Below are 24,810 nucleotides of genomic sequence, written 5' to 3' on the forward strand. Positions count from 1 at the left end.
GTCAGCCCAGGCGTTTTGAAAGATATTGATGACCGAGCCGCGCGCTGCGCGCCGGCTGGCTGGGATGGTCGTGCTCGACGATGAAGGTCTGCAGCCGGCCCGCCAGGCCCGGCAGCCACTGGGCCCAGGGCAGCCTCCCTTCGCCCAGCGTGGCCCAGCCCTGCTCGGCCGCGTCGGCACCCTCGCCGGCCAGGTCCTTCACATGCACCGACTGCAGGCGCGCCGCATAGCGCGCCAGCCAGACGGCCGGGTCCTCGCCGGCGCGCGCCACCCAGGCCACATCGGGCTGCCAGCGCAGGCTCTGCGCGGCCTCGAACAGCGTCTCCAGCACGGTCCGGCCATCGGTCAGACGCTCGAACTCGAAGGCATGGTTATGATAAGCAAGGCCTATGTCCAGCGGGGCCAGGTCTTGCGCATGGGCCTGCAGCCGCGCGGCCAGCGCCAGCCAGCCGGCCTGGTCGGCGGGGCGCTCGGCCTCGTCCAGCCAGGGCATCACGAGCTGGCGGCAGTCCAGCGCCGCCAGGGCCTGCAGGATCTCGGCCCGGCCGGCGTCCAGCTCGCTCATCTCCACATGCATGGAGGCCAGGCCCAGGCCCGAGGCCCGCAGCGTGGCGATGAAGTCGGCCGGGGCCAGGCCGTGCAGGCCCTCGGTCTCAACCCAGGCATAGCCGGCCTCGCGGGCCAGCGCCAGCCGCGCCGCCAGCGCGCCGGCGCTGCGCACCGTGTAGAGCTGCAAGGCGATCTTGTGATGTTTCGTCATGCGCCCACCTCGCAGGCGATCTGCCGGGCAAAGGCCGGCGGCAGCGGCGCGGGCCGCTCGCAGCCCGTGCTCAGCGCCACCGGGCCGCCCTGGGCGGCGGCGCGCAGGGTCGCGTCCATCACCTCCAGCACATGCAGGGCCAGCTCGCCGCTGGCGCGGTGCGGCTGGCCCGCGGCGATGGCCCAGGCCATCTCGGCCACGCCCAGGCCGCGCAGCCGGCCGGTGAAGGCACGGGGGGCCAGGTCTTGCCAGGCGCCGTCCTGCTCGCAGAACTGCAGGCCGCCGCCGAACTCGTTCGGATCGGGCAGCAGCAGCGAGCCCTGCTCGCCGTAGAGCTCGATGGGGCTGGACTTGTGCTTCCAGACATCGAAGCTGGTGCTCAGCGTGACGAAGGCGCCGCCCACGAACTCCAGGCCGGCGACCACATGGCTGGGCGTCTCGACGGCGATGCGCTGGCCCTGGCGCGGGCCGCGCGGCACCTGGCGCGGCGACCAGCTGGTATGGGCCATGCCGCTGACCCGGCGCACCGGGCCCAGCAGCTGCACCAGCTGGGTCAGGTAGTAGACGCCCATGTCCATCAGCGGGCCGGCACCGGGGCGGTAGAAGAACTCGGGGTTGGGGTGCCAGTCGTCCGGGCCGCGCTCCATCATGCAGGCCTGGCCGGCAACGATGCGGCCCAGCCGGCCGCTGTCCAGCAGCGCGCGCGCGGCCTGGCCGGCGCCGCCCAGAAAGGTGTCGGGCGCGCAGCCGATGCGGCGGCCGGCGCGCGCGGCGGCCGCCATCAAGACCTGGCCCTCGGCGAAGCTGGCGGCCAGCGGCTTCTCGGTATAGAGATGCTTGCCGGCCTCCAGCACCTGGCGGCCCACCGCCAGATGGACGGCCGGCGGGGTCAGGTTGATGACGATGTCCGCCTCGCCGGCCAGCAGCTCGGCAGGCGTCAGCGCGCGGATGCCGAAGGCCTCGGCACGCGCGCGGGCCGCGTCGGCGCGCGCATCGGCCACCGCGATCAGCTCGAGATGGCCGAAGGCCCGCAGGCCCTTGGCATAGGCCGGGAAGATGTCGCCGGCGCCGATGATGGCGACCCGGGTCGTGGCGCCGCTGATGCCGCTCATGCCGGACTCCCCAGATCGGCCAGGTCCAGCCAGGCCAGTTCCTCGGCGCTGAGATTGACATCGAGGCCGCGCATCGAGCTGGCGGTCTCGGCGATGCTGCGCGGGCCGATCAGGCTGAAAGCGGGGAAGTCCTGGGCCAGCACCCAGGCCAGCGCGATATTGATCGCGGCACAGCCCTTCTTGGCGGCCAGCTCGCGGGCCCGCGCCAGGCGCAGGAAGTTGGCCTCGCTATACCAGCAGCGCACCAGCTCCTCGTCCTCCTGATGGCCCGGCGCGGCGCGGCCGTCGACGAAGAAGCCGCGCGCCTGCGAGGACCAGGCAAACAGCGCCAGGCCCTGCTCGGCCAGCCAGCGCCGCGAGTCCGGTGTGCCGGCCGAGACACAGCCGCGCCAGATCGGCGACTGCATGCGTGCCAGGCTCAGCTGGTTGTTGACCAGGGCGAAGCCCTGCTGGCCGGTCCGGGCCGCATAGGCATTCGCCTCGGCCACCCGCGTCAGCGACCAGTTGCTGCCGCCAAAGGCCTGGAAGCGGCCCTGGTTGCGCTGCTCGTTGAGCGCGTCGATGAACTCGCCGACCGGCACCTCGGGGTTGTCGCGGTGCAGGATGTAGAGGTCGGCCGACTCGGTGCGCAGGCGCTCCAGGCTTTCGGCCAGCTCGCGGGCCATCCCCTCGGGCGTGCAGTGGGGCGTGTGTGCGCCCTTGGCGATCAGCACGATCTCGTCGCGGATGCCGCGCGCGCTCAGCCAGTCGCCGAAGATGGACTCGCAGTGCCCGCCCTCGAAGTCATAGACCCAGGCGGTGTCGAAGGCATTGCCGCCGCGCTCCAGATAGTCATCGAACAGCGCTGCCGCATAAGGCAGGGTTTCCTGGTGGTCCACCCCCATGACCAGGCGTGACACCGGCTTGGCAAGACCCGGCACCTGGCCGTAGCGCATGTTCGCATCGGGGCGGCGCGTGATCGGCAGGCCGGCCAGGGTCTTGCGGCCGACCAGCGCGGGCACCTGCTCCTTCGGGTAGCTCAGGCCGATGGCGCGGCGCCAGCGGTCCAGCGCGGCCAGGTTGGCGATCGAGTCGGCCGGGCTCATCGCCGGATGCGGCACGGCACCGGTGCTGACCGCCCGGGCGAAGACATCGGCCTCGTGGGCATAGAGGCCGCGATCGGTGGCGACGGTCCAGCTCTGGGCCAGGGCCTCGTCCACCCACAGCTCGATGCGGCTCTCGCCGGCCTGCGCACCGGCGCCGTACCAGGGATTGGCCACGACCAGGGCGCCCTTGCTGCCGCCCAGGCGCAGCGATTCCTCCTGCTCCAGGCTGATCGCGGTGGCGATCTGCGCCGTGATGTCGCCGGGAAAACGCAGCGTGGCCAGGGCCCAGGCATCGACACCCATCGTCTCGTGCAGCCGCCCCATGGCCTGCAGCTCCAGCGGCTCGGCAAAGTCCTGGCCCTGGGCCACACCGGCCAGCAGGCGCGCCATCGACATCGGATAGCAGCCCACATCGAGGATGCCGCCGCCGGCGAGGCCCGGCTCCCAGCTGCGCGAGCCGGCGCGCGGCGTCGAGGCGTAGCAGAAGGAGGCCTGGATATGGCGCAGCTCGCCGATCACGCCGCGCTTCAGCAAGTCCAGCAGCTGGGCGGTCTGCGGCAGGCAGCGGTACATGAAGGCTTCCATCAGCACGCGGCCGGCGCGCTCGGCCGCCTCGAACGCGATCATCGCCTCGGCCTGGTTCAGCCCCAGCGGCTTCTCGCACAGCACATGCTTGCCGGCGCGCAGCGCCCGCACCGTCCAGTGCAGATGCTCGGTGTGCGGCAGGCCGATATAGACGGCGTCCACGGTCGGGTTGGCCAGCAAGGACTCATAGCTGGCATGGGCGATGACCGCCGTGCCTGGCGCCGCATGGGCATCGGCAAAGGCGCGGGCCCTGGCCTCGTCGCGGCTGGCCACCGCCACCAGGCCGCCGCTGTCGGTCTGTTGCAGGCCCTTGGCAAAAGCGCCCGAGATGTTCCCGGCGCCGATGATTCCCCAGTTCAGCATGGTTGGTTTTGAAACGTTTTGAATTGTGAATGCCAGAAATATATTTACTGCATTTCGGGCTTGAATCGAGGCTTACCCTAGGAGCGGCAGCGTGCAGACCCTAGGCCGAGCCGGCCAGGCCGCCGCCGTCGACGACATAGGCCGAACCAGTGACAAAGGAGGCGCGGTCGCTGGCCAGGAAGAGCACGACCTGGGCGATCTCCTCGGCCTGGCCCACCCGCATCAGCGGCCGGGCATTGCCGGCCTCGACCAGGGCCGTCTCGGCCAGGCCCAGCTGGGCCGCTTCATCGCGCAGCATGGCCGTGTCGGTATCGCCGGGGCAGACGCTGTTGACCCGGATCCTCTGCGGCCCGTGATCCACCGCCATCGCCCGCGTCATATTGACCACCGCGCCCTTGGCCGCGCAGTAGGACACCGCGTCCTTGCCGCCGACCAGGCCCCAGCCGGAGCCGGCGTTGATGATGCTGCCGCCCCCCTGCTCCGCCATCACCGGCACCGCGTACTTGCTCATCAGAAAGATCGACTTGACGTTGACCGCCATCACCGCGTCCCAGTCGGCCTCGCTGGTGTCCACCACATTGGCGCGCCGGGTGATGCCGGCGTTGTTGAACAGCACATCGAGCCGGCCGAAGGCGGCCAGGGTCTGGTGCACTGCCCGCTCGCAGTCGGCAGCGCGAGCCACATCGGCCTCCACAAACACGGCTTCGCCGCCGGCTCCGCGGACCGCCGCCACCGTGGCCGCGCCGCCGGCGGGGTTCAGATCGCAGACCGCGACCCGGGCACCTTCACGGGCGAACAGCAGGGCCGTGGCCCGGCCGATGCCGGAGCCGGCGCCGGTGATCAGGGCCACTTTGCCGGCCAGTTCGCCGCCGCTTCCTGTCTTGTCCTTCATCTTGTCGCTCATCTTGTCGTCCTTCTTGGTGTTTTATTCAGTCGGCCACCAGGTGCAACATGGCCTGCTCGCGCGGGCCGGTCAGCGCGCGCACCGGGCCGGCATAGAGCGCATCGACGGCAGCCGAGCCGCTGTCCACCCGCAGCTGCGCGCCGCCCAGGGCCTGCAGCTTGCGCGGCGTGATCAGCACCGTCAGCGCCTGCGGGCCCAGGGCCTGCAGCACACGCGGGCTCAGCGGCGCATTGCCGCGGCCCAGCACATGGCCCTGGCCACCGATCGCGGTCAGCCACAGCCGCGCCGGCGCTTGTTGTCCTTGCAATAGTTCCCACAGCCGGGCCTCGTCGGCATCGCGCAGCCCCAGCTGCCCGTCCACCACCACGTCCACACCGATCAGGCTGCCGTCCAGACCCAGGGCCTGTTTCAGCGCCCAGGTGGTGGAGCCGGGGCCGATCAGGTGCAGGCCCTGGCGCAGCTGCGGCGCCAGGCTCTGGGCCAGCAGCTCGGCATCCACCGCATCGCCGGCCTCGCTGCGCGATTTGCGGCCCTGCAGCCAGCGCGCATCGACCGGCGTGCGCAGCTGGCCATAGAGCCGGGCCTGCACCCGGCCCTGGCCCAGCACGGCCTCGTCCAGGTCCAGCACCTCGCGGGCCTCGCTCAGGCGGCGCTGGCCGGACAGAAAAGCCGCCGCCAGCCGCCCGGCCGCCCGCGGGCTGACGCCGAAGCAGGCCGATTGCAGCTTGACCCCGGCCGGGACGCCCAGCACCGGCAGCGCCTCGCCCACCGCATCCAGCACATCGCGGGCCGTGCCGTCGCCACCGACGAAAAGCAGGAGAGCCAGGTCTTGCGTCAGCATCTGTGCCGCCAGCCGGCGCGTGTCCTGCGCCGTGCTGGGCCAGCACCGCTCGCCCAGCACCTCGGGTACCTGGCCCAGCGCCCGCAGCAGGTCCTCCCCCATGGCCCCGGCCCCGCAGACCCACAGCGGCGCACAGCCGGCCAGCAGCACGCGCAGGGCTTCTTCGGCGCGGCCCGCGGCCCAGTCCGGCGGCGCGGCGCCCGGGCGCAAGGCATCGCTGCCATGCAGGGCCAAGGGCCCGCCGGCACCGGCGATGGGATTGATCAGGAGGCCGACGCGCATGCTCTCTTCTCGCTCGCTTCAGGCCTTGGCGCCATGTTCGGCCAGCTTGCGCTGCCAGGCCCGCCTGGTGATGGCCCAGAGCCTGGGGTCTTCCAGATACTCGTCCTTGACCCGGGTGGTCGGGCAGTTGTGCGGCGCACCCAGCACCAGCGCGGGATCCGTGCGCGCCTCGTCCGCGACCCGGGCCATGATCTGCACAAACTCGTCCAGGTCGGCGCGTGAGTAGGCCTCGGTGGGCTCTATCGTCGCGGGCTCGGGCACCACATAGGGATGGTGGCTGGTCCAGTAATGCGTGCCGTAGTCGGCGGCGCGCAGGCCGATATCGCCCGAGCCGACGCCGGTCTCTTCGCTGAGCTGCGCCCAGCTGTAGCGCACCTGCTCGATGCGGCGTTTGCCGGCAGCATAGGGCGCGCTCAGACCGGGGATCTGCAGCAGCCGGCTCATCATGTAGTTGTTGTTCAGCACCGCGACCTCGGCCACCTCGCGCAGCCCTTCGGCGCCCAGATTCATCACCCAGGCATAGGCCCGCAGCACCACGCTGGCCGTACCCATGAAGGCCGCCACCTTGCCGATCGATTGCGCCTCGCCCTGATCGATGCGGTACTGCGCGCCGTCCTTGACGATGCGCGGACGGGGCAGAAAGGGCGCCAGCGCCGCCGTCACCGCGCAGGCGCCGACGGCGGGGCCGCCGCAGGCATGGGGCGTCGCGAAGGTCTTGTGCAGATTGAAGTGACACAGATCGAAGCCGGCCTCGCGCGCCCGGGTGATGCCCAGCAGGCCGTTGGCATTGGCCTGGTCATAGCAGGCCAGCGCACCCACCGCATGGGCGGCGGCGACAAACTCGGCGATCCGGGGGTTGAAGATGCCGGTGTCCTCGGGATTGGTGATGATCAGGGCCGCGGTGCGCGGGCCGACCGCCGCCTGCATCGCGGCCAGATCGGGGTAGCCGTCGGCATCGGGGTATAGCGTGACGACCTTGTAGCCCAGCACCTTGGCGCAGGCGGCATCCGAGGGGTGGGAGAAGATCGTCGTGATGATCTCGTCCCTGCAAACCTTTGAGCCCCCAGAGCTGTCGCTTTGCGCCAGCCCCCCCGAGGGGGTCGAGTTGTCTTGGGAACGGCCCGGCGACAACTCGCCGGCTTCGCCACGCGACTCGAACCAGGCGCGCATCATCGCGATATTGGCGTAGATCGCCTGCGAGCCCGAGCGCGGCTGCAGGCTCACCGCGTCCATGCCCGAGACCTCGCAGATCACCTGCTCCATCTGGTGCATCACCTGCAGAATGCCCTGCACGGTGGACTCGTGCTGCAAGGGATGCAGCTCGCTCATCCGGGCATCGCGGGCCAGCTGCTCGTTGATCTTGGGGTTGTACTTCATCGTGCAGGTGCCCTGCCCGACATCGACATTCAGATCCGCGCCCAGGTTCTCCTGCGACAGGCGCAGATAGTGGCGCAGCACCCGGTTCTGGCTCAGCTCCGGCAGGGCCGGGGCCTTGGCGCGGCGCATGCCGCTGGGCAGCCGGTCCAGCGCCTGCGCGGTGGCAGCCGCGATGCCGGGTTCCAGCTCGGGCACCAGGATGGCCCGCTCGCCGGCCTGGCTCAGCTCGAAGATCAGCGGCTCGTCCCAGCGCGCCTGCTGGTAGCGGCGCAGATTGGGCTTGCCGTCGCTGAAGCGATGGGCGGAGATGTTTTCCATGGTGCTGGGGTTTGTCGCAGTCATTGGCTCAGCAGTTCGCGCAGGGCCGCCACCAGACGGTCGATATCGGCCTGGCTGTGCAGCTCGGTGAAGGCATAGAGGGCACTCTGGCCCAGGGCGGGGAAGGCGGCCGACAGGTCATGGCCGCCGAAGATGCCGTGCCGCTCGCGCAGCGCCGCGTTGATCTGGGCCACCGTGAAGCCGCTGGCGCCGAAGTCCAGCGCGAACTCCTTGAAATGGGCCGTGTCCGCATGGGCCAGGCGCAGACCCGGCAGCTCGGCCAGGCGCTGGCGGGCATAGGCAACGCGGCGCGCAATGCCCTCGCCCAGCTCCACCATGCCCTGCGGGCCCAGGCTGGCCAGATAGACGCCGGCCGTGATGCCCCACAGCGCGGCGGCGGTGCCGACGAACTCATTGCCCTGCTCGCGCTTGTCGAAGGAGGTGCGGTGATAGGCCACATCGCCGAAGCCGTACTGGCCCGGCACCGAGGTCGGCGCGATGCCGAACAGGCGCGAGGGGTATTGCAGCACCAGGGCCTCCTCATCGCGGCTGGCGATGAAGCCGCCATGGCCGCCGCCATAGCTCATATGCATGCCCAAGGGCTGGATGTCGCCGCAGACGATGGTCGCGCCATAGTCGCCCGGCGGGGTCAAGAGGCCCAGCGAGCCGGGGTCCACGCCGACGATCAGCAGCGCGCCGGCCGCCTTCACCAGGCCGGCCAGCGCCGCGCCCTCGTCGATGCCGCCGAAATAGTTCGGCACGTCCACATAGAAGGCCGCCACCTGCGGGCCCAGCTTGGCCTGCAGATCGGCGCGGTTCACCAGGCCGGTGGCGGCGTCGAAGGCCACCTCGATGAACTCGATCTCGCTGCGCCCGTAGGTCTGCATATGCGAGCGCTTGTCGGGGTTCACATTGGCGGCCACCAGCACCTGACGGCGCTCGCCCCCCTGGTAGCGCACGGCCATGCAGCAGGCGGTGGCGGCGGCCTGCAGCCCGTCATAGGTGGGCACGCTGACCACATCCATATTCAGCAGCTCGCCCATCATCGAGACGTACTCCCACAGCGCCTGGAAGCGGCCATGGTCGTCATAGGGCTCGCCGGCATAGGCGGTCAGGAACTCGCTGCGGCCATTGATCTCGTCGCAGATCGCCGGCACATGGTGCTGGTAGCAGCCGCCGCCCAGAAAGCTCAGCACCTCGCCGCAATGCCTGTTCTGAGCCAGCAGGCCCTGCACATGACGCTTGAGCCGCGCCTCCGACAGCAGCGGCGCCGGCAGGTTCAGCGGCCGCGACAGGCGCAGCGCGGGCGGGATGTCGGCATAGAAGTCCTCGACCGAGCTCGCGCCGGTGGCCGCCAGCATCGCCGCCTTGACCTCGGGCACCGAGTTCGGGATATAGGGGTAAACCTGAGATTTGTTCATGACCCTGTGCGTGGCTTGAAACGTTTCGATGAACGCTATTGCACAGGTAGCAGCGGAATCGTACAAACGACATATATTTGCGCCATACATAAATACAGCTAATCCATGCGACGCCATCTGCACCATCTGAACGCGCTGCGCTGCTTCGAGGCGGCGGCGCGCCAGCTGTCCTTCACCCAGGCGGCGGCCGAGCTGCATGTGACCCAGGCGGCGGTCAGCCACCAGGTGCGGGCGCTGGAGCAGGCCCTGGGCCAGCCGCTGTTCGAGCGCCGGCCGCGCCAGGTGCGGCTGACCGCCGCCGGCGAGCGCCTGGTGGGCGTGTTGTCGAGCAGCTTTGACCGCATCGACGAGCTGCTGGGCCAGCTCAAGCAGGGCAGCCGGCAGACCCAAAGCCTGCAGCTGGCCGTCACGCCCAGCTTCTCCGGCCGCTGGCTGATGCCGCGGCTGCCGCGCTTCTGGGATGCCCACCCCGAGGTCGAGCTGCACCTGCACCACAGCACCCAGCCCGATGCGCTCGCCCGCGGCACAGCCGAGGCAGCGGTGGCCTGGCTGCGCGAACCGCCGCCGCGCCTGTGGGCCCAGCGCCTGTTCGGCACCGCGCTGAGCCCGGTCTGCGCGCCCACCCTGCCCCGGCCCGAGCAGCCGCTGGAGAGCCCCGAGGCGCTGCGCGACTACCCGCTGCTGCACGAGGACAGCTTCGATGACTGGGCGCGCTGGCTGCGCGCCGCCGGCGTGGCCGAGGGCGGGCAACAACGCCAGGGCCAGCTGATCGACGACAGCAATGCCCTGCTGCTGGCTGCGATGGCCGGCCGCGGCCTGGCGCTGGGCCGGCTGGCCCTGATCGAGGACGAGCTGCGCGCGGGCCGGCTGCTGCGGCCTTTTGCGCTCAGCATCGAGGCCGACGGCGCCTACTGGCTGCTGGCGGCACCGGCCCTGGCCGAGCAGCCGCGCTTTCGCGCGCTGGCCGATTTCATGCTGGGCGAATGCCCGGCCGGCTGAGCGGCGCGCCGCAAGCCTTGTCCTACACTCTGGCCCCAAGCCCTCGACCGAGGGCTTTGCCTTTCCCCTTGCCGCAATGACCACCCAAGACTTCAGCGCCCACACCCCCGTGATGGCGCAATACCTGCGTATCAAGGCCGAGCACCCCGATGTGCTGGTGTTCTTCCGCATGGGCGACTTCTACGAGGTCTTTTTCGACGATGCCCGCAAGGCCAATGCGCTGCTGGACATCACGCTGACCACGCGCGGCCAGAGCGCCGGCCAGCCGGTCGTGATGGCGGGCGTGCCGGTGAACGCGCTGGAGAGCTATCTGGCCAAGCTGATCAAGCTGGGCGAGGCGGTCGCGATCGCCGAGCAGGTCGGCGATGTGGCGACGGCCAAGGGGCCGGTCGAGCGCAAGGTGGTGCGCGTCGTCACGCCCGGCACGGTCACCGACACCGAGCTGCTGGCCGACAAGCAGGACTCCATCCTGCTGGCCGTCGCCGCCCAGGGCAAGACCTTGGGCCTGGCCTGGCTGTCGCTGACCAAGGGAGAGCTGGGTCTGGCCGAATGCAGCGAGCGCGAGCTGCCGTCCTGGCTGGCCCGCATGAGCCCGGCCGAGGTGCTGGTGGACCGCGAGCGCCAGCCCGCCGGTGTGCTGGCCGCAAGGCTGCCGATCACCAACCGGCCCAGCTGGCAGTTCGACACCGCGCTGGGCGCGCGCAAGCTCTGCGAGCAGCTCGGCGTCGCCAGCCTGGCTGGCTTCAACGCGCAAGGCCTGAGCGCCGCCCAGGCCGCCGCGGCCGCACTGCTGAGCTATGCCGAACACACGCAGGGCCGGGCGCTGGCCCATGTCAAGAGCCTGCAGGTGCAGCGCAGCAGCGATCTGCTGGACCTGCCACCGGCCACCCAGCGCAATCTTGAACTGACCCAGACACTGCGCGGCGAGAGCGCGCCGACCCTGCTGTCGGTGCTCGACAGCTGCCGCACCGGCATGGGCAGCCGCGCGCTGCGCCACTGGCTGCTGCATCCGCGGCGCGAGCGCGGCGAGGCGCTGGCCCGGCATCAGGCGATTGCCAGCCTGCTGGCGGCCAGCCCCGAGCCGCTGCGGGAAGCGCTGCGCCATGTCTCCGATGTCGAGCGCATCGCCGCCCGCGTAGCGCTGCGCCAGGTGCGTCCGCGCGAGCTGACCGGCCTGCGCGCGACCCTGCAGATCCTGCCCGAGCTGGCCCGGACCCTGCCCAGCGGCGCGCCGCTGATCGCCCAGCTGGCCAAGGGCCTGGCCGCCTCACCGCATATCGAGGAGCTGCTGAACCGCGCCATCGCCGAGGAGCCGGCCGTACTCCTGCGCGACGGCGGCGTGATCGCCGCCGGCTTCGACGCCGAACTCGACGAGCTGCGCGGCATCAGCCAGAACTGCGACGCCTTCCTGCTGGACCTGGAGGCGCGCGAGCGCGCCCGCACCGGCATCGCCAATCTGCGCGTGCAGTTCAACAAGGTGCATGGCTTCTATATCGAGGTCACCCAGGGCCAGGTCGACAAGGTGCCGATGGACTACCAGCGCCGCCAGACCCTGAAGAATGCCGAGCGCTACATCACGCCCGAGCTGAAGGCCTTCGAGGACAAGGCGCTGTCGGCCCAGGAGCGCTCGCTGGCGCGCGAGAAGCTGCTTTACGAAGCGGTGATCGACCATCTGGTCGAGGAGCTGCAGCCGCTGACCGCGCTGGGCCGCGCGCTGGCCAGCCTGGATGCGCTGGCGGCGCTGGCCGAGCGGGCCGCCAGCCTGCGCTGGTGCCGGCCGGAGTTCGTCGGCCAGCCCTGCATCGAGATCGGCGCCGGCCGGCATCCGGTGGTCGAGATGCGGCTGCGCGAGACCGGCGCCGGCGAGTTCATGGCCAATGACTGCCGGCTCGACGCCCGCACCCGCATGCTGATCATCACCGGCCCGAATATGGGCGGCAAGAGCACCTTTATGCGCCAGGTGGCCCTGATCAGCCTGCTGGCCGCGATCGGCTCCTATGTGCCCGCCACCAGCTGCCGGCTCGGGCCCATGGATGCGATCCACACCCGCATCGGCGCGGCCGACGACCTGGCCAATGCGCAGTCGACCTTCATGCTGGAGATGACCGAGGCGGCCGCCATCCTGCACAGCGCGACCGAGCAGTCGCTGGTGCTGATGGACGAGATCGGGCGCGGCACCTCGACCTTCGACGGCCTGGCGCTGGCCGGTGCCATCGCCAGCCATCTGCATGACAAGAGCCGCGCGTTCACGCTGTTCGCGACCCACTACTTCGAGCTGACCGAGTTCCCGGCCAAGCATGCCGGCGCGCTCAACAGCCATGTCGGCGCGGTCGAGAGCGGCGACGACATCGTCTTCCTGCACGAGCTGCAAGCCGGCCCGGCCAGCCGCAGCTATGGCGTGCAGGTGGCGCGGCTGGCCGGCATGCCCGCCAGCCTGGTGCGCCAGGCCCGCGCCACGCTGGAGGCGCTGGAGGCCAAGGCCAGCGAGGACGAGGCGCAGATCGATCTGTTCGCGACGCCGCCCGAGCCGGTGGCCGCTGTCACCGAGGCGACCAGCCCGGCCCTGCTGGCGCTGCAAGATCTGGATCCCGACGCAATGAGCCCGCGCGAGGCGCTCGACGCGCTGTACCGATTGAAGAAACTCAGCAAGACATGACCCTCGCCGCCGCGCCCAAGACCCTGGTTTTCTGGCGAAAGACTCGCTGCATATGAATCAAGGCACGCTCGTCTTTTCCCATGCGAACGGCTTCGGTGCCGGCTGCTACCGCGTCTTGTTCGAGACCTGGCGCGCGGCCGGCTGGGAGGTCCACGCCCTGCCCCGCATCGGCCATGACCCGGCCTACCCGGTCACGAGCAACTGGCCGCATCTGCGCGATCAGCTGATCCACTTCATCGAGCGGGACGTCAAACCCAGCGGCCCGGTCATGCTGGCCGGCCATTCGCTGGGCGGCATGCTGAGCCTGCTGGTGGCCTGCCGCAGGCCCGATCTGGTCGAGGGTCTGCTGATGCTGGACAGCCCGGTCGTCAGCGGCTGGCGCGCCCACAGCGTGCGCATGGCCAAGGCGACGCGGCTGATGCCTCGCGTCTCGCCCGGCAAGATCTCCAGCCAGCGCCGCCATGAATGGCCGACGCGGGCGGCGGTGCAGGAGCACTTCGCCGCCAAGCACAAGTTCGCCCGCTGGGACCCGCGGGTGCTGGCCGACTATGTGGCCAGCGGCTTCGAGGAGCAGGGAGACAAGACCCGGCTGGCTTTTCAGCGCGAGATCGAGACCCGCATCTACAACACCCTGCCCCACCATTTGCCGGCCCTGCTGCGCCGCCATCCGCCGCGCTGCCCGATCGGCTTTGTCGCCGGCACACAGTCCGAAGAACTGCGCCAGGCCGGGGCCGCCGCCTCGAAGGCGCTGGCGCGCCAGCACTTCCGCTGGATGGAAGGCAGCCACCTCTATCCCTTCGAGCGACCCGACGACACGGCCACCCTGGTACTGCAAATGCTCGACGAGCTCCGGGCAGCGCGGGCCACCTCGCTATAATCACGCTTTACCACCACAGCGTTCTTGTACGGGCGCTGCAAGACATGACCAAGTACGTCTTCGTCACAGGCGGTGTGGTGTCCTCACTCGGCAAGGGCATCGCATCGGCCTCACTGGCTGCCATCCTCGAATCGCGCGGCCTCAAGGTCACCCTGATCAAGCTCGATCCCTATATCAACGTGGATCCGGGCACGATGTCGCCCTTCCAGCATGGCGAGGTCTTCGTCACCGATGACGGGGCCGAAACCGATCTGGACCTGGGCCACTACGAGCGCTTCATCACCACGCGGATGAAGAAGAGCAATAACTTCACCACCGGCCAGATCTATATGTCGGTGCTGGAGAAGGAACGCCGCGGCGACTACCTCGGCAAGACCGTGCAGGTGATTCCCCACATCACCAATGAGATGCAGGACTTCATCCGTCGCGGCGCCGGCCAGGGCACGCCCGATGCCGTCGATGTGGCCATCGTCGAGATCGGCGGCACGGTCGGCGATATCGAATCGCTGCCCTTCCTCGAAGCGGCGCGCCAGATGAGCCTGAAGGCCGGTCCGAACAACGTCGCCTTCGTGCACCTGACCTATGTGCCCTGGATCGCTGCGGCCGGCGAGCTCAAGACCAAGCCGACCCAGCACACGGTGCAGAAGCTGCGCGAGATCGGCATCCAGCCGGATGCGCTGCTGTGCCGCGCCGACCGCCGCATCCCGGACGATGAGCGCGAGAAGATCTCGCTGTTCACCAATGTGGCCGAGTACGGTGTGATCTCGATGTGGGACGTGAACACCATCTACAAGGTGCCGCGCATGCTGCACGAGCAGGGCCTGGACCAGCTGATCTGCACCAAGCTGCAGCTCAACACCAAGTCCGCCGACCTGAAGCGCTGGGACACCCTGGTGCACGAGGTCGAGCATCCGACCAAGCATGTCACGATCGCGATGTGCGGCAAGTACACCGATCTGAGCGACTCCTACAAATCGCTCAACGAGGCATTGCGCCACGCCGGCATCCACAACCACTCGGGCGTGAAGATCGAGTATGTCGATTCGGAACTGCTGACCCCCGACAACATCGACCAGCTGGGCCAGTACGACGCCATCCTGGTGCCGGGCGGCTTCGGCAAGCGCGGCGTCGAGGGCAAGATCCTGGCGGCCAAGTACGCCCGCGAGCACAAGCTGCCTTATCTGGGCATCTGCCTGGGCATGCAGGTCGCGACCATCGAGTACGCCCGCCATATGGCCGGCCTGGCCGGCGCCAATTCGACCGAGTTCGAGCCCGAGACACCGAACCCGGTGATCGCCTTGATCGACGAATGGCAGGACGCCGACGGCACGATCCAGAGACGCGACGAAAAGAGCGATCTGGGCGGCACGATGCGCCTGGGTGCGCAGAGCTCGGACGTCAAGCCCGGCACTCTGGCCCACGACATCTACGGCCCGGTGGTCACCGAGCGCCATCGTCATCGCTACGAGGCCAACGAGCACTATCTGGACCGTCTGCAAGAGGCCGGTCTGGTGATCTCGGCCATCACCCAGCGCGAGAAGCTGACCGAGATGGTCGAGCTGCCGCGCTCCGTCCATCCCTGGTATGTCGGCGTGCAGTTCCACCCGGAATTCAAGTCCACGCCCTGGGACGGCCACCCGCTGTTCACCGCCTTCATCAAGGCGGCGCTGGAACACAAACAGGCCTGAAGGAGCTCCTGCCATGAAGCTGTGCGATTTTGAGGTCGGCATCGACCGCCCCTTCTTCCTGATCGCTGGCACCTGCTCGATCGAGGGCCTGGAGATGAGCATGGAAGTGGCAGGCCGGCTCAAGGAGGCCTGCTCGGCCCTGGGCATCCCGCTGATCTACAAGGGCTCCTTCGACAAGGCCAACCGCTCGTCGGGCAGCACCAAGCGCGGTGTCGGCATGGAGGCCGGCCTGAAGATCCTGGACGAGGTGCGCCGTCAGCTGCAGCTGCCCATCCTGACCGATGTGCATGACGAAGCCCAGGTGGCCGATGTGGCCGCCGTGGTCGACGTGCTGCAGACCCCGGCCTTCCTGTGCCGCCAGACCGACTTCATCCGCGCAGTGGCCAAGTCGGGCAAGCCGGTGAACATCAAGAAGGGCCAGTTCCTCGCGCCCTGGGACATGAAGAACGTCATCGACAAGGCGCGCGACGCGGCTCGCGAAGCCGGCCTGTCGGAAGACCGCTTCCTGGCCTGCGAGCGCGGCGTGAGCTTTGGCTACAACAATCTCGTGGCCGATATGAGCAGCCTGGCCGAGATGCGCAAATCCGGCGCGCCGGTGGTGTTCGACGTGACCCACTCGGTGCAGAAGCCCGGTGGTCAGGGCACCAGCAGCGGCGGCGCCCGCGAGATGGTGCCCGTGCTGGCCCGCGCCGGCGTGGGCGCTGGCGTGGCCGGTCTCTTCATGGAAACCCATCCGCGCCCGGCAGAGGCCTGGTCCGACGGACCCAACGCCGTGCCGCTCCAGCATATGCGGACGCTGCTGGAGCAGCTCGTTGCGCTGGACCGCATTGTCAAGACCCAGCCCCTTCTTGAAAATGACTTCTCCTGCTAAGGAGAGGTCATTTCGCCAGAATGATTTCTCCTGCTGAACCCATGCCCAACGCCTACATCCTCGCCAACGTCCAGGTCACAAACCCCACGCAGTACGAGGAGTACAAAAAGTTCTCCTCGGCCGCGATGCAAGCCCATGGCGCCGAAGTCTGCGTGCGTGGTGGCCACGTCGAGGTGCTGGAGGGCGACTGGACGCCCGACCGTGTCGTGCTGCTGAAGTTCGCATCGCTTGAGGCCGCCCGTGCCTTCAATGACTCGCCCGAGTATGGACAGGCCCGCGCGGCGCGCCAGGGTGCGGCCGTGATGCGCATGGTGCTGATCGAAGGCGTTTGAGCCCCCACACAGCCGGCATCTTGTTGTGCGCTGGTAACGAAAATCCGGCACCATCGCGCCGCCCCAAGATTTTTTGACCTTCTGGAGACCTCGAGAATATGAGCGCTATTGTTGACATCGTCGGCCGTGAAATCCTGGACAGCCGCGGCAATCCCACCGTCGAGTGCGATGTGCTGCTGGAGTCCGGCGTGATGGGCCGCGCCGCCGTGCCTTCGGGTGCATCGACCGGTTCGCGCGAAGCCATCGAGCTGCGCGACGGTGACAAGAGCCGTTATCTGGGCAAGGGCGTGCTGAAGGCCGTCGAGCACATCAACACCGAGATCTCCGAGGCCGTGCTGGGCCTGGACGCCTCCGAGCAGGCCTTCCTGGACCGCACGCTGATCGATCTGGACGGCACCGAGAACAAGAGCCGCCTGGGTGCGAACGCGATGCTGGCCGTCTCGATGGCCGTGGCCCGCGCCGCCGCCGAAGAGTCGGGCCTGCCGCTGTACCGCTATTTCGGCGGCATGAACGGCAACCAGCTGCCGGTGCCGATGATGAACGTCATCAACGGTGGCGAGCACGCCAACAACAATCTCGACCTGCAAGAGCTGATGATCATCCCGGTCGGCGCACCGAGCTTCCGCGAAGCGCTGCGCTGGGGTGCCGAGGTCTTCCACGCACTGAAGAAGATCCTGCACGACAAGCACATCAGCACCGCGGTCGGCGATGAAGGCGGCTTCGCCCCCAACGTCGAGAATCATGAGGCTGCGATCCAGATGATTCTGGAAGCGATCGACAAGGCCGGCTACACCGCCGGCGAGCAGATCGCCCTGGGCCTGGACTGCGCCGCCAGCGAGTTCTACAAGGACGGCAAATACGTGCTCGAAGGCGAAGGCGGCATCAAGCTGTCCTCGCAAGAATGGACCGATATGCTGGCCACCTGGGTCGACAAGTACCCGATCATCTCGATCGAAGACGGCATGGCCGAGGGCGACTGGGACGGCTGGAAGATCCTGACCGACCGCCTGGGCAAGAATGTGCAGATCGTCGGCGACGACCTCTTCGTCACCAACACCAAGATCCTGAAGGAAGGCATCGACAAGGGCATCGCCAACTCGATCCTGATCAAGATCAACCAGATCGGCACCCTGACCGAGACCTTCGCCGCCATCGAGATGGCCAAGCGCGCCGGCTACACCGCCGTGATCTCGCACCGCTCGGGCGAGACCGAGGACTCGACCATCTCCGACATCGCCGTCGGCCTGAACGCCGGCCAGATCAAGACCGGCTCGCTGAGCCGCTCGGACCGCATGGCCAAGTACAATCAGCTGCTGCGCATCGAAGAAGACCTGGGCGATGTGGCCGTGTACCCCGGCCGCGCGGCCTTCTACAACCTGCGCTGATCGCGCAAGCAGCTAGACTGCGGGCGTGAAAATTCTCAGCATCATCCTGGCCGGCTTTCTGCTGGCCATCCAGGCCCAGCTCTGGTTCGGCAAGGGCGGCATGCCGCGTGTCGTTCAGCTGCGGGCCGAGCTGGCTGAGCAGCAGCTGGCCAATGACAAGGCCCGCGCCCGCAATGCGCAGCTCGACGCCGAGCTGCGCGATCTGCGCGAGGGCCTGGAGATGGTCGAGGAAAAGGCCCGCTTCGAGCTGGGCATGATCAAGCCCGACGAGATCTTCGTCCAGTTGCGCCGCTGAAATGGCCCCGTCATGATCGACGCGCTGCTGCAGCCGCTGCAACCCTTGCTCGCGCCGGCCTTCGAGGCCTTCGGCAGCCCGATCACCTGGACCGAGATCCTGGCCTTTGTGCTGGCGGTCTGGATGGTGGTGTGCAATATGCGCGTCCATGTGCTGGCCTGGCCGCTGGCCTTGTTGAGCTCCCTGCTCTACTTCCTGCTGTTCTGGAGCGGCAAGCTGTATGGCGAGGCGAGCTTGCAGCTGGTCTTTGCCAGCCTGGCGATCTGGGGCTGGTGGCAATGGCTGCGCGGCAAGGACGAGCGGGGTCAGGACTTGCGGGTGCGCCTGCTGAGCCCGCGCGGGCGCTGGCTGGCGGTGCTGGCCGTGCTGCTGGCGTGGCCGTTGCTGGGCCTGTTCCTGCAACGCCAGACCGACTCCCCCGCGCCCTATTGGGATGCCTTCCCGACCGTGGCCAGCCTCTTGGGCCAGTACCTGCTGGGCCGCAAGTACCAGGAGAACTGGAGCGTCTGGGTGCTGGTCAATGTGGTCAGCGTCAGCCTGTTCGCCTACAAGGGCTACTGGCTGACCGTGCTGCTGTATGCGGTCTTCATCCCGATGTCGGTGGCCGGCTGGCGTGCCTGGCAGCGCCAGCTGCGGCCTGCCGTCACGGCCTAGTCACCTGATGGCAGGCCTGTGCATTGCCATCGTCGGCGCCGAGAGCACCGGCAAGAGCCGCCTGGCGCAAGACCTGGCCCTGCGGCTGGCAGCCGATACCGGCCTGCGCTGCAGCTTCGTCCCCGAATATCTGCGCGACTGGTGCGAGCGGGCCGGGCGCACACCGCGCGCCGATGAACAGGCGTCGATTGCCCGCGTCCAACTCGAGCTGATCGATGCGGCCCGCATCGCCAACGAGGTCGTGATCGCCGACACCACGCCGCTGATGACGGCCGTCTACAGCCAGCTGCTGTTCGACGACGCCAGCCTGCTGCCAGGCGCTCTGGACGCGCAGCGCCGCTGTGCGCTGACCCTGCTGACCGCGCTGGACCTGCCCTGGGTGGCCGACGGCCTGCAGCGCGACGGAGCCCATGTGCAGGCCCCGGTCGACGCGGCGCTGCGGCAGGCGCTGATCCGGTCCAAGCTGAGCTGGGCCGTCATTGCCGGCCAGGGCCAGGACCGGCTGGAAGCCGCGCTGACAGCGGTAACACCGCTGCTGAGTCCGCAGCTCAAGGCCGGCCAAGGCCTGTTCACCCGCTTGCAGGCACGCCAGGACGCCCTGCCCTCGCAGGCCTGGATCTGCCGCGACTGCGATGTGCCGGAGTGCGAGCACGCCAGCCTGCAGCGCATGCGAGGACGGGAATCGGCCGGCTCTCCGGGTTTCGACACTTGACGTTGCCGAGCTCGGCCATCGACACTTGGTACTTGCTTGCAAACGTTTGCCTGGAGTGTCCCGATGATGAAGAGTTCCGCCCTCACCCTGCTGGCCTCGGCCCTGGTCCTGTCGGGCTGCGCAATGCTGAGCCCGGCGCCCAGTGGCCCGGTGGCCGTCAAGGTGCTGGCGATCAATGACTTCCACGGCAATCTGAAGCCGAGCGGCGGCATCCGCATCAAGGACCCGGCCGACCCAAGCAAGACCATCACCGTGCCGGCCGGCGGCGCCGAGCATCTGGCCACCGCGGCGCGGCAGCTGATCCAACAGAATCCCAACCACATCTTCGTCGCCGCCGGCGACCTGATAGGCGGCAGCCCGCTGTTGTCGGCGCTGTTCTATGACGAGCCGACGATCGAATCGCTGAGCCTGATGGGGCTGGAAGTCGCGGCCGTCGGCAACCATGAGTTCGACGGCGGCATCGCCGAGCTGCTGCGCAAGCAGTATGGCGGCTGTCACCCCGAGCATGGCTGCAAGGGCCCGACCCAGTTCAAGGGCGCCAAGTTCCAGTATCTGGCCGCCAGCACCTGGGATACCAAGACCGGCAAGACCGTGCTGCCGGCCTATCACATCAAGCGCTTCAACGGCGTGCCTATGGCCTTCATCGGTCTGACCCTGAAGGGCACGCCCGAGATCGTCACGCCCAGCGGCGTGGCCGGGCTGCGCTTCGATGACGAGGCCGAGACCGTCAACAAGCTGGTGCCCGAATTGCGGGCCCAGGGCATCGAGGCCATCGCCCTGCTGATCCACGAGGGCGGCTTCCCGACCGGCGACTACAACGAATGCCCCGGCATCTCCGGCCCCATCGTCGACATCGTCAAGAAGCTGGACAAGGCGGTCGACCTGGTCGTCAGCGGCCATACCCACCGCGCCTATCAGTGCAATATCGACGGCCGCCTGGTCACCAGCGGTGACAAGTACGGCACCATCGTCACCGAGATCGATCTGCAGCTCGACCCGAAGAGTCGCGACGTCATCAGCGCCAGTGCCAACAATGTGATCGTGCGCACCGATCGCTATGCCAAGGACCCGGCCCAGACCCAGCTGATTGCCGCCTACGAGAAGCTGGCCGAGCCGCTGGCCAAGCGCGTCGTCGGCCGCATCAGTGACAGCATCTCGCGCGAGGCCAGCCCGGCCGGCGCGATGCCGATGGGCCAGTTGATCGCCGACGCCCAGTTGGCCGCGACGGCCGGCGCCAACGAGGGCGGTGCGGTGATCGCGCTGATGAACGCCGGTGGCGTGCGTGCCGCGTTGACGAAGAGCGCCAGCGGCGAGGTCACGTACGCCGACGCCTTCGCGGTCCAGCCCTTCTACAACAACTTGGTCACGCTGACGCTGACCGGCGCGCAGATCCACCGCCTGCTGGAGCAGCAGTGGCGCAGCGAGGATGTGCGCGGCGCCTTCCTGCAGGTCTCCAAGGGATTCAGCTACAGCTGGGATGCGAAGAAGCCGCTGGGCTCGCGCGTGCCGGCCGAGAGCATCAAGCTCAATGGCCAGACGCTGGACCCGCAGACCGGCTACCGCGTCACCGTCAACAGCTTCATCGCCAGCGGCGGCGATGGCTTTCGCGTGCTGACCGAGGGCAGGAACGCCCGCACCGGCGTGATGGATGTGGACGCGCTGGAGCGCTATCTGAGCACCCAGCCCAATATCACGCCCAGCGCGCTGGACCGGGTCCAGCGCCTGAACTGAGCCGCCTTACTGCAGGGTGCCCGAGCTCGGCTGGGCCTGATGGCCGACGGTGAAAAGCTCGGCCACATCGACCGCGTCGTAGTGGTACTGCAGGCCACAGAACTCGCAACCGACCTCGACATGACCGCGCTCGGCCACCACCGAGTCGATCTCCTCGCGGCCCAGGCTCTTCAGCATCGAGCCCACGCGCTCGCGTGAGCAGCTGCAGGCAAAGCTCGGGGTCTGCGGCTCGAAGCGGCGCACTGTTTCCTCCCAGAACAGCCGGCGCAAGATCGTGTCGGCATCCAGGGTCAGCAGCTCCTCGCTGGTCAGGGTCGCGGCCAGGATGCTGATGCGGTTGTAGGCATCGGACAGGCCGATATCGTCCTCGTTCTTCGCGCCGGCCAGATTGCCCTCGCCCTGCACCGGCAGGCGCTGGATCAGCAGGCCGGCAGCGATCTGGTCATTGGCCGCCAGCACCAGCTTGGTGTCCAGCTGCTCGGACTGCAGCATATAGTGCTCCAGCACCTCGGACAGCTGCTGCAGTGGCTCGCGCTGGTCGCCATGCAGAGGCACGACGCCCTGGTAGGGCTGCTGGCCGGGGAACTTGTCCTTGGGATCCAGCGTGATCGCGCAGCGGCCCTTGCCGTGCACATTCAGCATCGCCTCCAGCTTGGCACCCTCCGGCACCTCGCCGACCAGCTTGGCGGTGGCGCGGAAACTCAGATCCGGCTGCACCTCGGCCACGGCCAGCTTCACCGGGCCGTCGCCGAAGACCTGCAGCACCAGGGCGCCGTTGAACTTGATGTTGGACTGCATCAGCACGCCGGCAGCCGCCATCTCGCCCAACAGCGAACGCAGCTCGGGCGGATGGGCGCCGACCGTCTCGCGGCGCTTCAGCACCTCTTGCCAGCTGCCGGTCAGGCGCACCAGCATGCCGCGCACCGGCAGGCCTTCGAACAGGAATTTATGCAGTTCACTCATCACTTGATCTTTTTCAAACCCGTCGAATAGCGCCGGGAGTTGTCTATGTAGTGGCGGGCGCTGGCTTTTAAACCTTCGATCTGGGCCGGGCTCAGCTCGCGCACCACCTTGGCCGGGCTGCCGACGATCAGCACCCCGTCCGGAAATTCCTTGCCCTCGGTCACCAGCGCGCCGGCACCGACCAGCGAGTTCTTGCCGATCTTCGCGCCATTGAGCACCACCGCAGCGATGCCGATCAGCGAGTTCTCGCCCACCGTGCAGCCATGCAGCATGACCTGGTGGCCGACGGTGACGTTCTCGCCCAGCTGCAGCGGGAAGCCGGCGTCGGCATGCAGCACCGAGCCGTCCTGGATATTCGTGCCCCGGCCTATGCTCAGCGTGTCGCTGTCGCCACGCAAGACGGCGTTGAACCACACGCTGCAGTCCTCGCCCAACGTGACCCGGCCGATCACCTGGGCGCTGTCTGCCACCCAGGCCGAATCGGCAATATCGGGCTTGTGCTCGCCCAGCTCATAGATGGCCATCGCTCGTCCCTTCTGGGCGCAAAGCGATAATTGTAAGAATGGAAGCCCGTAGCCGTGCCCTGAAGGTCTTGTGTATCGCCGATCCGGCGGAAAAAGCGACAGCCGCACGTGATCTCCATGATGCCGCCCGCGCCGATCTGCCGCTGGACAGGGTCCGGGCATTCAGCCGGCCGGACGGCCTGCCGGGCCGTCCCGAGCGCCCGCAGCTGGTGCCGACGCTGCAGGTGCCCAAACGCTCCCCCTTCACGACCGAGGGCCGCGCCGCGCTGCTGCACGCGATCGCCCATATCGAGTTCAACGCCATCAATCTGGCGCTGGACGCGGTCTGGCGCTTTGCCGGCATGCCGCGCGAGTTCTATCTGGACTGGCTCAAGGTCGCGGCCGAGGAGGCCCTGCATTTCACGCTGCTGCACGAGCATCTGCAAGGCCTCGGCCGGCGCTATGGCGATTTCGACGCCCATGACGGCCTGTGGACCATGGCCGAACGCACCGCCGGCGACGTGCTGGCCCGCATGGCCCTGGTGCCGCGCACGCTGGAAGCGCGCGGCCTGGACGCCACGCCGCCGCTGCAGGCCAAGCTGGCCCGCGCGGGCGACAGCCGCGCGGTCGAGATCCTGAACATCATCCTGCGCGACGAGATCGGCCATGTCGAGATCGGCAACCGCTGGTATCGCCAGCTGTGCCGCGAGCGCGGTCTCGATCCGGTGGCCCTCTATCCCGATCTGGTCCGCCAGTACGAGGCGCCCCGCCTGCGCCCGCCCTTCAATCTGTCGGCCCGCCATGCGGCCGGCTTCAGCGCGGAAGAGCTGGCTTATCTGCAGTCCTAGCCACGGGCAAGTACACTAGTGCCCGTATGCCTCGCTGGATTCTTGCCATCCTCGCCGCCTTGATGCTTGTGCTCGCGCTTGCGCCTGCATTGGCACAGGTGCAAGCGCCCATGAGCGGCCAGCAAGCGCACTGCGACAGTCTGGAGCTGCCAGGCCAGGACGCCCCCGCCGGCGCGCTCGCCGAGCATCTGCCCATGGACGGCCCGGTGGAGATCCCCGAGCTGTTCGATGCCCCCCGCCCGCACCGATCCGACGAGCGCGCCGATAGGGCGCCGCCAAGTTTGAATGCGGCCGTGATGCCGCCGCCCTATCTGAAGGGCCCGCAACGGCCTCCCCGCGCCGCTGCCCTGCACGCCTGAGCGCCCCACACGGCGCCCCAGGCGTGGCTTCTCCGCGCCTTTGCCTCTTCGCCTCTTCTTTCGTTCTTGAACTCAATCGGCGCGACCAGCCCCTGAAGCTGGCCGCCATCGGACCTACCGGCCATGGACTTTCTTCTCGACCCCAATATCTGGATCGCCTTCGCGATGCTGACCGCCCTGGAAATCGTCCTGGGCATCGACAACATCATCTTCATCTCCATCCTGGTCGGCCGCCTGCCGCCGCATCTGCGCGACAAGGCGCGCCGCCTGGGCCTGGGTTTTGCAATGGTGTCGCGCCTGGCTTTGCTGTTCACGCTGAGCTGGGTGATGGGGCTGACCGCAACCCTGTTCACCCTCTTCGGCCAGGAGATCAGCGGGCGAGATCTGGTGCTGCTGTTCGGCGGCCTGTTCCTGCTCTACAAGGCCTCTCACGAGATCTTTGTCGAGGTGGAAGCCCATGAGCAGGACGGCCCGCCGGCCACCGATGAGGCGGTCATGAAGGCCGCGAGCCAGCGCCTGTTCTGGGGCATCATCGGCCAGATTGCCATCATCGACATCGTGTTCTCGCTGGACTCGGTGATCACGGCGGTCGGCATGGTCGACCAGATCAGCGTGATGGTGGCGGCCGTGGTCGTCTCGGTCGGCGTGATGCTGGTGGCCGCCAAGCCGATCGGCGACTTCGTCGACCGTCACCCCTCGGTCAAGGTGCTGGCCCTGGCCTTCCTCGTGATGGTGGGCATGGCGCTGACCGCCGAGGCCTTCGATCAAGAAATTCCCAAGGGCTATATCTACGCCGCGATGTGCTTCTCGCTGGCCGTCGAAGCCCTGAACATCCGGGCCCGCAGCAAGCGCCAGGCGCTGGCCAAGTCCGAGTAAACATCATTCCCCA

At 68.3% G+C, this 24,810-nt stretch carries 23 protein-coding genes; 14 read left to right on the plus strand and 9 right to left on the minus strand.

The window, feature by feature from the left end; all coding sequences use genetic code 11:
* Position 1: 1 nt before the first annotated feature.
* From ABGI63_RS17115 to gcvPA, 7 genes are all read right to left on the minus strand, one after another.
* The gene (locus ABGI63_RS17115) at positions 2 to 760 is read right to left on the minus strand and encodes a sugar phosphate isomerase/epimerase family protein (protein ID WP_349743557.1); all 759 of its coding nucleotides are present in this window, start codon (positions 758 to 760) and stop codon (positions 2 to 4) included.
* Complete coding sequence (locus tag ABGI63_RS17120; RefSeq protein ID WP_349743558.1) at positions 757 to 1,872, minus strand: Gfo/Idh/MocA family protein; 1,116 nt, start codon at positions 1,870 to 1,872, stop codon at positions 757 to 759. Before ABGI63_RS17120 ends, ABGI63_RS17115 begins: the two co-directional genes overlap by 4 nt.
* Positions 1,869 to 3,905: an aldo/keto reductase gene (locus tag ABGI63_RS17125; protein ID WP_349743560.1), complete on the minus strand. Its 2,037-nt coding sequence runs from the start codon at positions 3,903 to 3,905 to the stop codon at positions 1,869 to 1,871. The genes ABGI63_RS17120 and ABGI63_RS17125 overlap by 4 nt, the downstream gene beginning before the upstream one ends.
* A 100-nt stretch (positions 3,906 to 4,005) precedes the next feature.
* Positions 4,006 to 4,809 (minus strand): SDR family NAD(P)-dependent oxidoreductase, encoded by an 804-nt coding sequence (locus ABGI63_RS17130; protein ID WP_349743561.1) that lies wholly within the window; start codon positions 4,807 to 4,809, stop codon positions 4,006 to 4,008.
* A 25-nt stretch (positions 4,810 to 4,834) separates the two neighbouring features.
* Positions 4,835 to 5,932, minus strand: coding sequence for an ATP-NAD kinase family protein (locus ABGI63_RS17135; protein WP_349743562.1), 1,098 nt, complete (start codon positions 5,930 to 5,932; stop codon positions 4,835 to 4,837).
* An 18-nt stretch (positions 5,933 to 5,950) separates the two neighbouring features.
* Complete coding sequence (locus tag ABGI63_RS17140; protein ID WP_349743563.1) at positions 5,951 to 7,627, minus strand: glycine dehydrogenase subunit 2; 1,677 nt, start codon at positions 7,625 to 7,627, stop codon at positions 5,951 to 5,953.
* Positions 7,628 to 7,647: 20 nt separating this feature from the next.
* On the minus strand, positions 7,648 to 9,048 hold the full coding sequence (gene gcvPA, locus ABGI63_RS17145) for an aminomethyl-transferring glycine dehydrogenase subunit GcvPA (protein WP_349743564.1): 1,401 nt from the start codon (positions 9,046 to 9,048) through the stop codon (positions 7,648 to 7,650).
* Positions 9,049 to 9,153: 105 nt separating this feature from the next.
* On the opposite strand from gcvPA, the gene ABGI63_RS17150 reads away from it, so the two are divergent.
* The 11 genes from ABGI63_RS17150 to ABGI63_RS17200 all read left to right on the plus strand — a co-directional run bounded on the left by ABGI63_RS17150 (position 9,154) and on the right by ABGI63_RS17200 (position 21,248).
* Complete coding sequence (locus ABGI63_RS17150) at positions 9,154 to 10,047, plus strand: LysR substrate-binding domain-containing protein (protein WP_349743565.1); 894 nt, start codon at positions 9,154 to 9,156, stop codon at positions 10,045 to 10,047.
* Between the two features lie 76 nt (positions 10,048 to 10,123).
* Positions 10,124 to 12,703 carry a DNA mismatch repair protein MutS gene (mutS, locus tag ABGI63_RS17155; protein WP_349743566.1) on the plus strand — a complete coding sequence of 860 codons (2,580 nt, stop codon included), beginning with the start codon at positions 10,124 to 10,126 and terminating at the stop codon, positions 12,701 to 12,703.
* A gap of 52 nt (positions 12,704 to 12,755) precedes the next feature.
* On the plus strand, positions 12,756 to 13,580 hold the full coding sequence (locus tag ABGI63_RS17160; RefSeq protein WP_349743568.1) for an alpha/beta hydrolase: 825 nt from the start codon (positions 12,756 to 12,758) through the stop codon (positions 13,578 to 13,580).
* Between the two features lie 44 nt (positions 13,581 to 13,624).
* Positions 13,625 to 15,268: a CTP synthase gene (gene pyrG / locus ABGI63_RS17165; protein WP_349743570.1), complete on the plus strand. Its 1,644-nt coding sequence runs from the start codon at positions 13,625 to 13,627 to the stop codon at positions 15,266 to 15,268.
* A 13-nt stretch (positions 15,269 to 15,281) separates the two neighbouring features.
* Positions 15,282 to 16,139 carry a 3-deoxy-8-phosphooctulonate synthase gene (gene kdsA, locus ABGI63_RS17170; RefSeq protein WP_349743571.1) on the plus strand — a complete coding sequence of 286 codons (858 nt, stop codon included), beginning with the start codon at positions 15,282 to 15,284 and terminating at the stop codon, positions 16,137 to 16,139.
* 41 nt (positions 16,140 to 16,180) lie between these two features.
* On the plus strand, positions 16,181 to 16,471 hold the full coding sequence (locus ABGI63_RS17175) for a DUF1330 domain-containing protein (RefSeq protein WP_349743572.1): 291 nt from the start codon (positions 16,181 to 16,183) through the stop codon (positions 16,469 to 16,471).
* 98 nt (positions 16,472 to 16,569) lie between these two features.
* Positions 16,570 to 17,856 carry a phosphopyruvate hydratase gene (gene eno, locus ABGI63_RS17180; RefSeq protein ID WP_349743573.1) on the plus strand — a complete coding sequence of 429 codons (1,287 nt, stop codon included), beginning with the start codon at positions 16,570 to 16,572 and terminating at the stop codon, positions 17,854 to 17,856.
* Positions 17,857 to 17,881: 25 nt separating this feature from the next.
* The gene (ftsB, locus tag ABGI63_RS17185) at positions 17,882 to 18,151 is read left to right on the plus strand and encodes a cell division protein FtsB (protein ID WP_137945018.1); all 270 of its coding nucleotides are present in this window, start codon (positions 17,882 to 17,884) and stop codon (positions 18,149 to 18,151) included.
* 12 nt (positions 18,152 to 18,163) lie between these two features.
* Complete coding sequence (gene pnuC / locus ABGI63_RS17190) at positions 18,164 to 18,805, plus strand: nicotinamide riboside transporter PnuC (RefSeq protein WP_349743574.1); 642 nt, start codon at positions 18,164 to 18,166, stop codon at positions 18,803 to 18,805.
* A gap of 7 nt (positions 18,806 to 18,812) precedes the next feature.
* Complete coding sequence (locus ABGI63_RS17195) at positions 18,813 to 19,517, plus strand: AAA family ATPase (RefSeq protein WP_349743575.1); 705 nt, start codon at positions 18,813 to 18,815, stop codon at positions 19,515 to 19,517.
* Between the two features lie 63 nt (positions 19,518 to 19,580).
* Positions 19,581 to 21,248, plus strand: coding sequence for a bifunctional metallophosphatase/5'-nucleotidase (locus ABGI63_RS17200; protein ID WP_349743576.1), 1,668 nt, complete (start codon positions 19,581 to 19,583; stop codon positions 21,246 to 21,248).
* A gap of 6 nt (positions 21,249 to 21,254) precedes the next feature.
* Here ABGI63_RS17200 and hslO read toward each other — a convergent pair whose 3' ends face one another.
* Entirely contained in the window at positions 21,255 to 22,211 is a 957-nt protein-coding gene (gene hslO, locus ABGI63_RS17205) for an Hsp33 family molecular chaperone HslO (RefSeq protein ID WP_137945015.1), read from the minus strand.
* Complete coding sequence (locus ABGI63_RS17210; RefSeq protein ID WP_349743577.1) at positions 22,211 to 22,735, minus strand: gamma carbonic anhydrase family protein; 525 nt, start codon at positions 22,733 to 22,735, stop codon at positions 22,211 to 22,213. The genes hslO and ABGI63_RS17210 overlap by 1 nt, the downstream gene beginning before the upstream one ends.
* Before the next feature lie 38 nt (positions 22,736 to 22,773).
* On the opposite strand from ABGI63_RS17210, the gene ABGI63_RS17215 reads away from it, so the two are divergent.
* The 3 genes from ABGI63_RS17215 to ABGI63_RS17225 all read left to right on the plus strand — a co-directional run bounded on the left by ABGI63_RS17215 (position 22,774) and on the right by ABGI63_RS17225 (position 24,797).
* A complete protein-coding gene (locus tag ABGI63_RS17215) occupies positions 22,774 to 23,562 on the plus strand; it encodes a ferritin-like domain-containing protein (protein ID WP_349743578.1) in 789 nt (262 codons plus the stop codon).
* Positions 23,563 to 23,588: 26 nt separating this feature from the next.
* Positions 23,589 to 23,921 (plus strand): hypothetical protein, encoded by a 333-nt coding sequence (locus tag ABGI63_RS17220; RefSeq protein WP_349743579.1) that lies wholly within the window; start codon positions 23,589 to 23,591, stop codon positions 23,919 to 23,921.
* Positions 23,922 to 24,044: 123 nt separating this feature from the next.
* Complete coding sequence (locus ABGI63_RS17225; protein ID WP_349743580.1) at positions 24,045 to 24,797, plus strand: TerC family protein; 753 nt, start codon at positions 24,045 to 24,047, stop codon at positions 24,795 to 24,797.
* Positions 24,798 to 24,810: the final 13 nt, after the last annotated feature.

Source organism: Roseateles cavernae (assembly GCF_040187885.1).
Lineage (GTDB): Bacteria > Pseudomonadota > Gammaproteobacteria > Burkholderiales > Burkholderiaceae_C > Roseateles_E > Roseateles_E cavernae.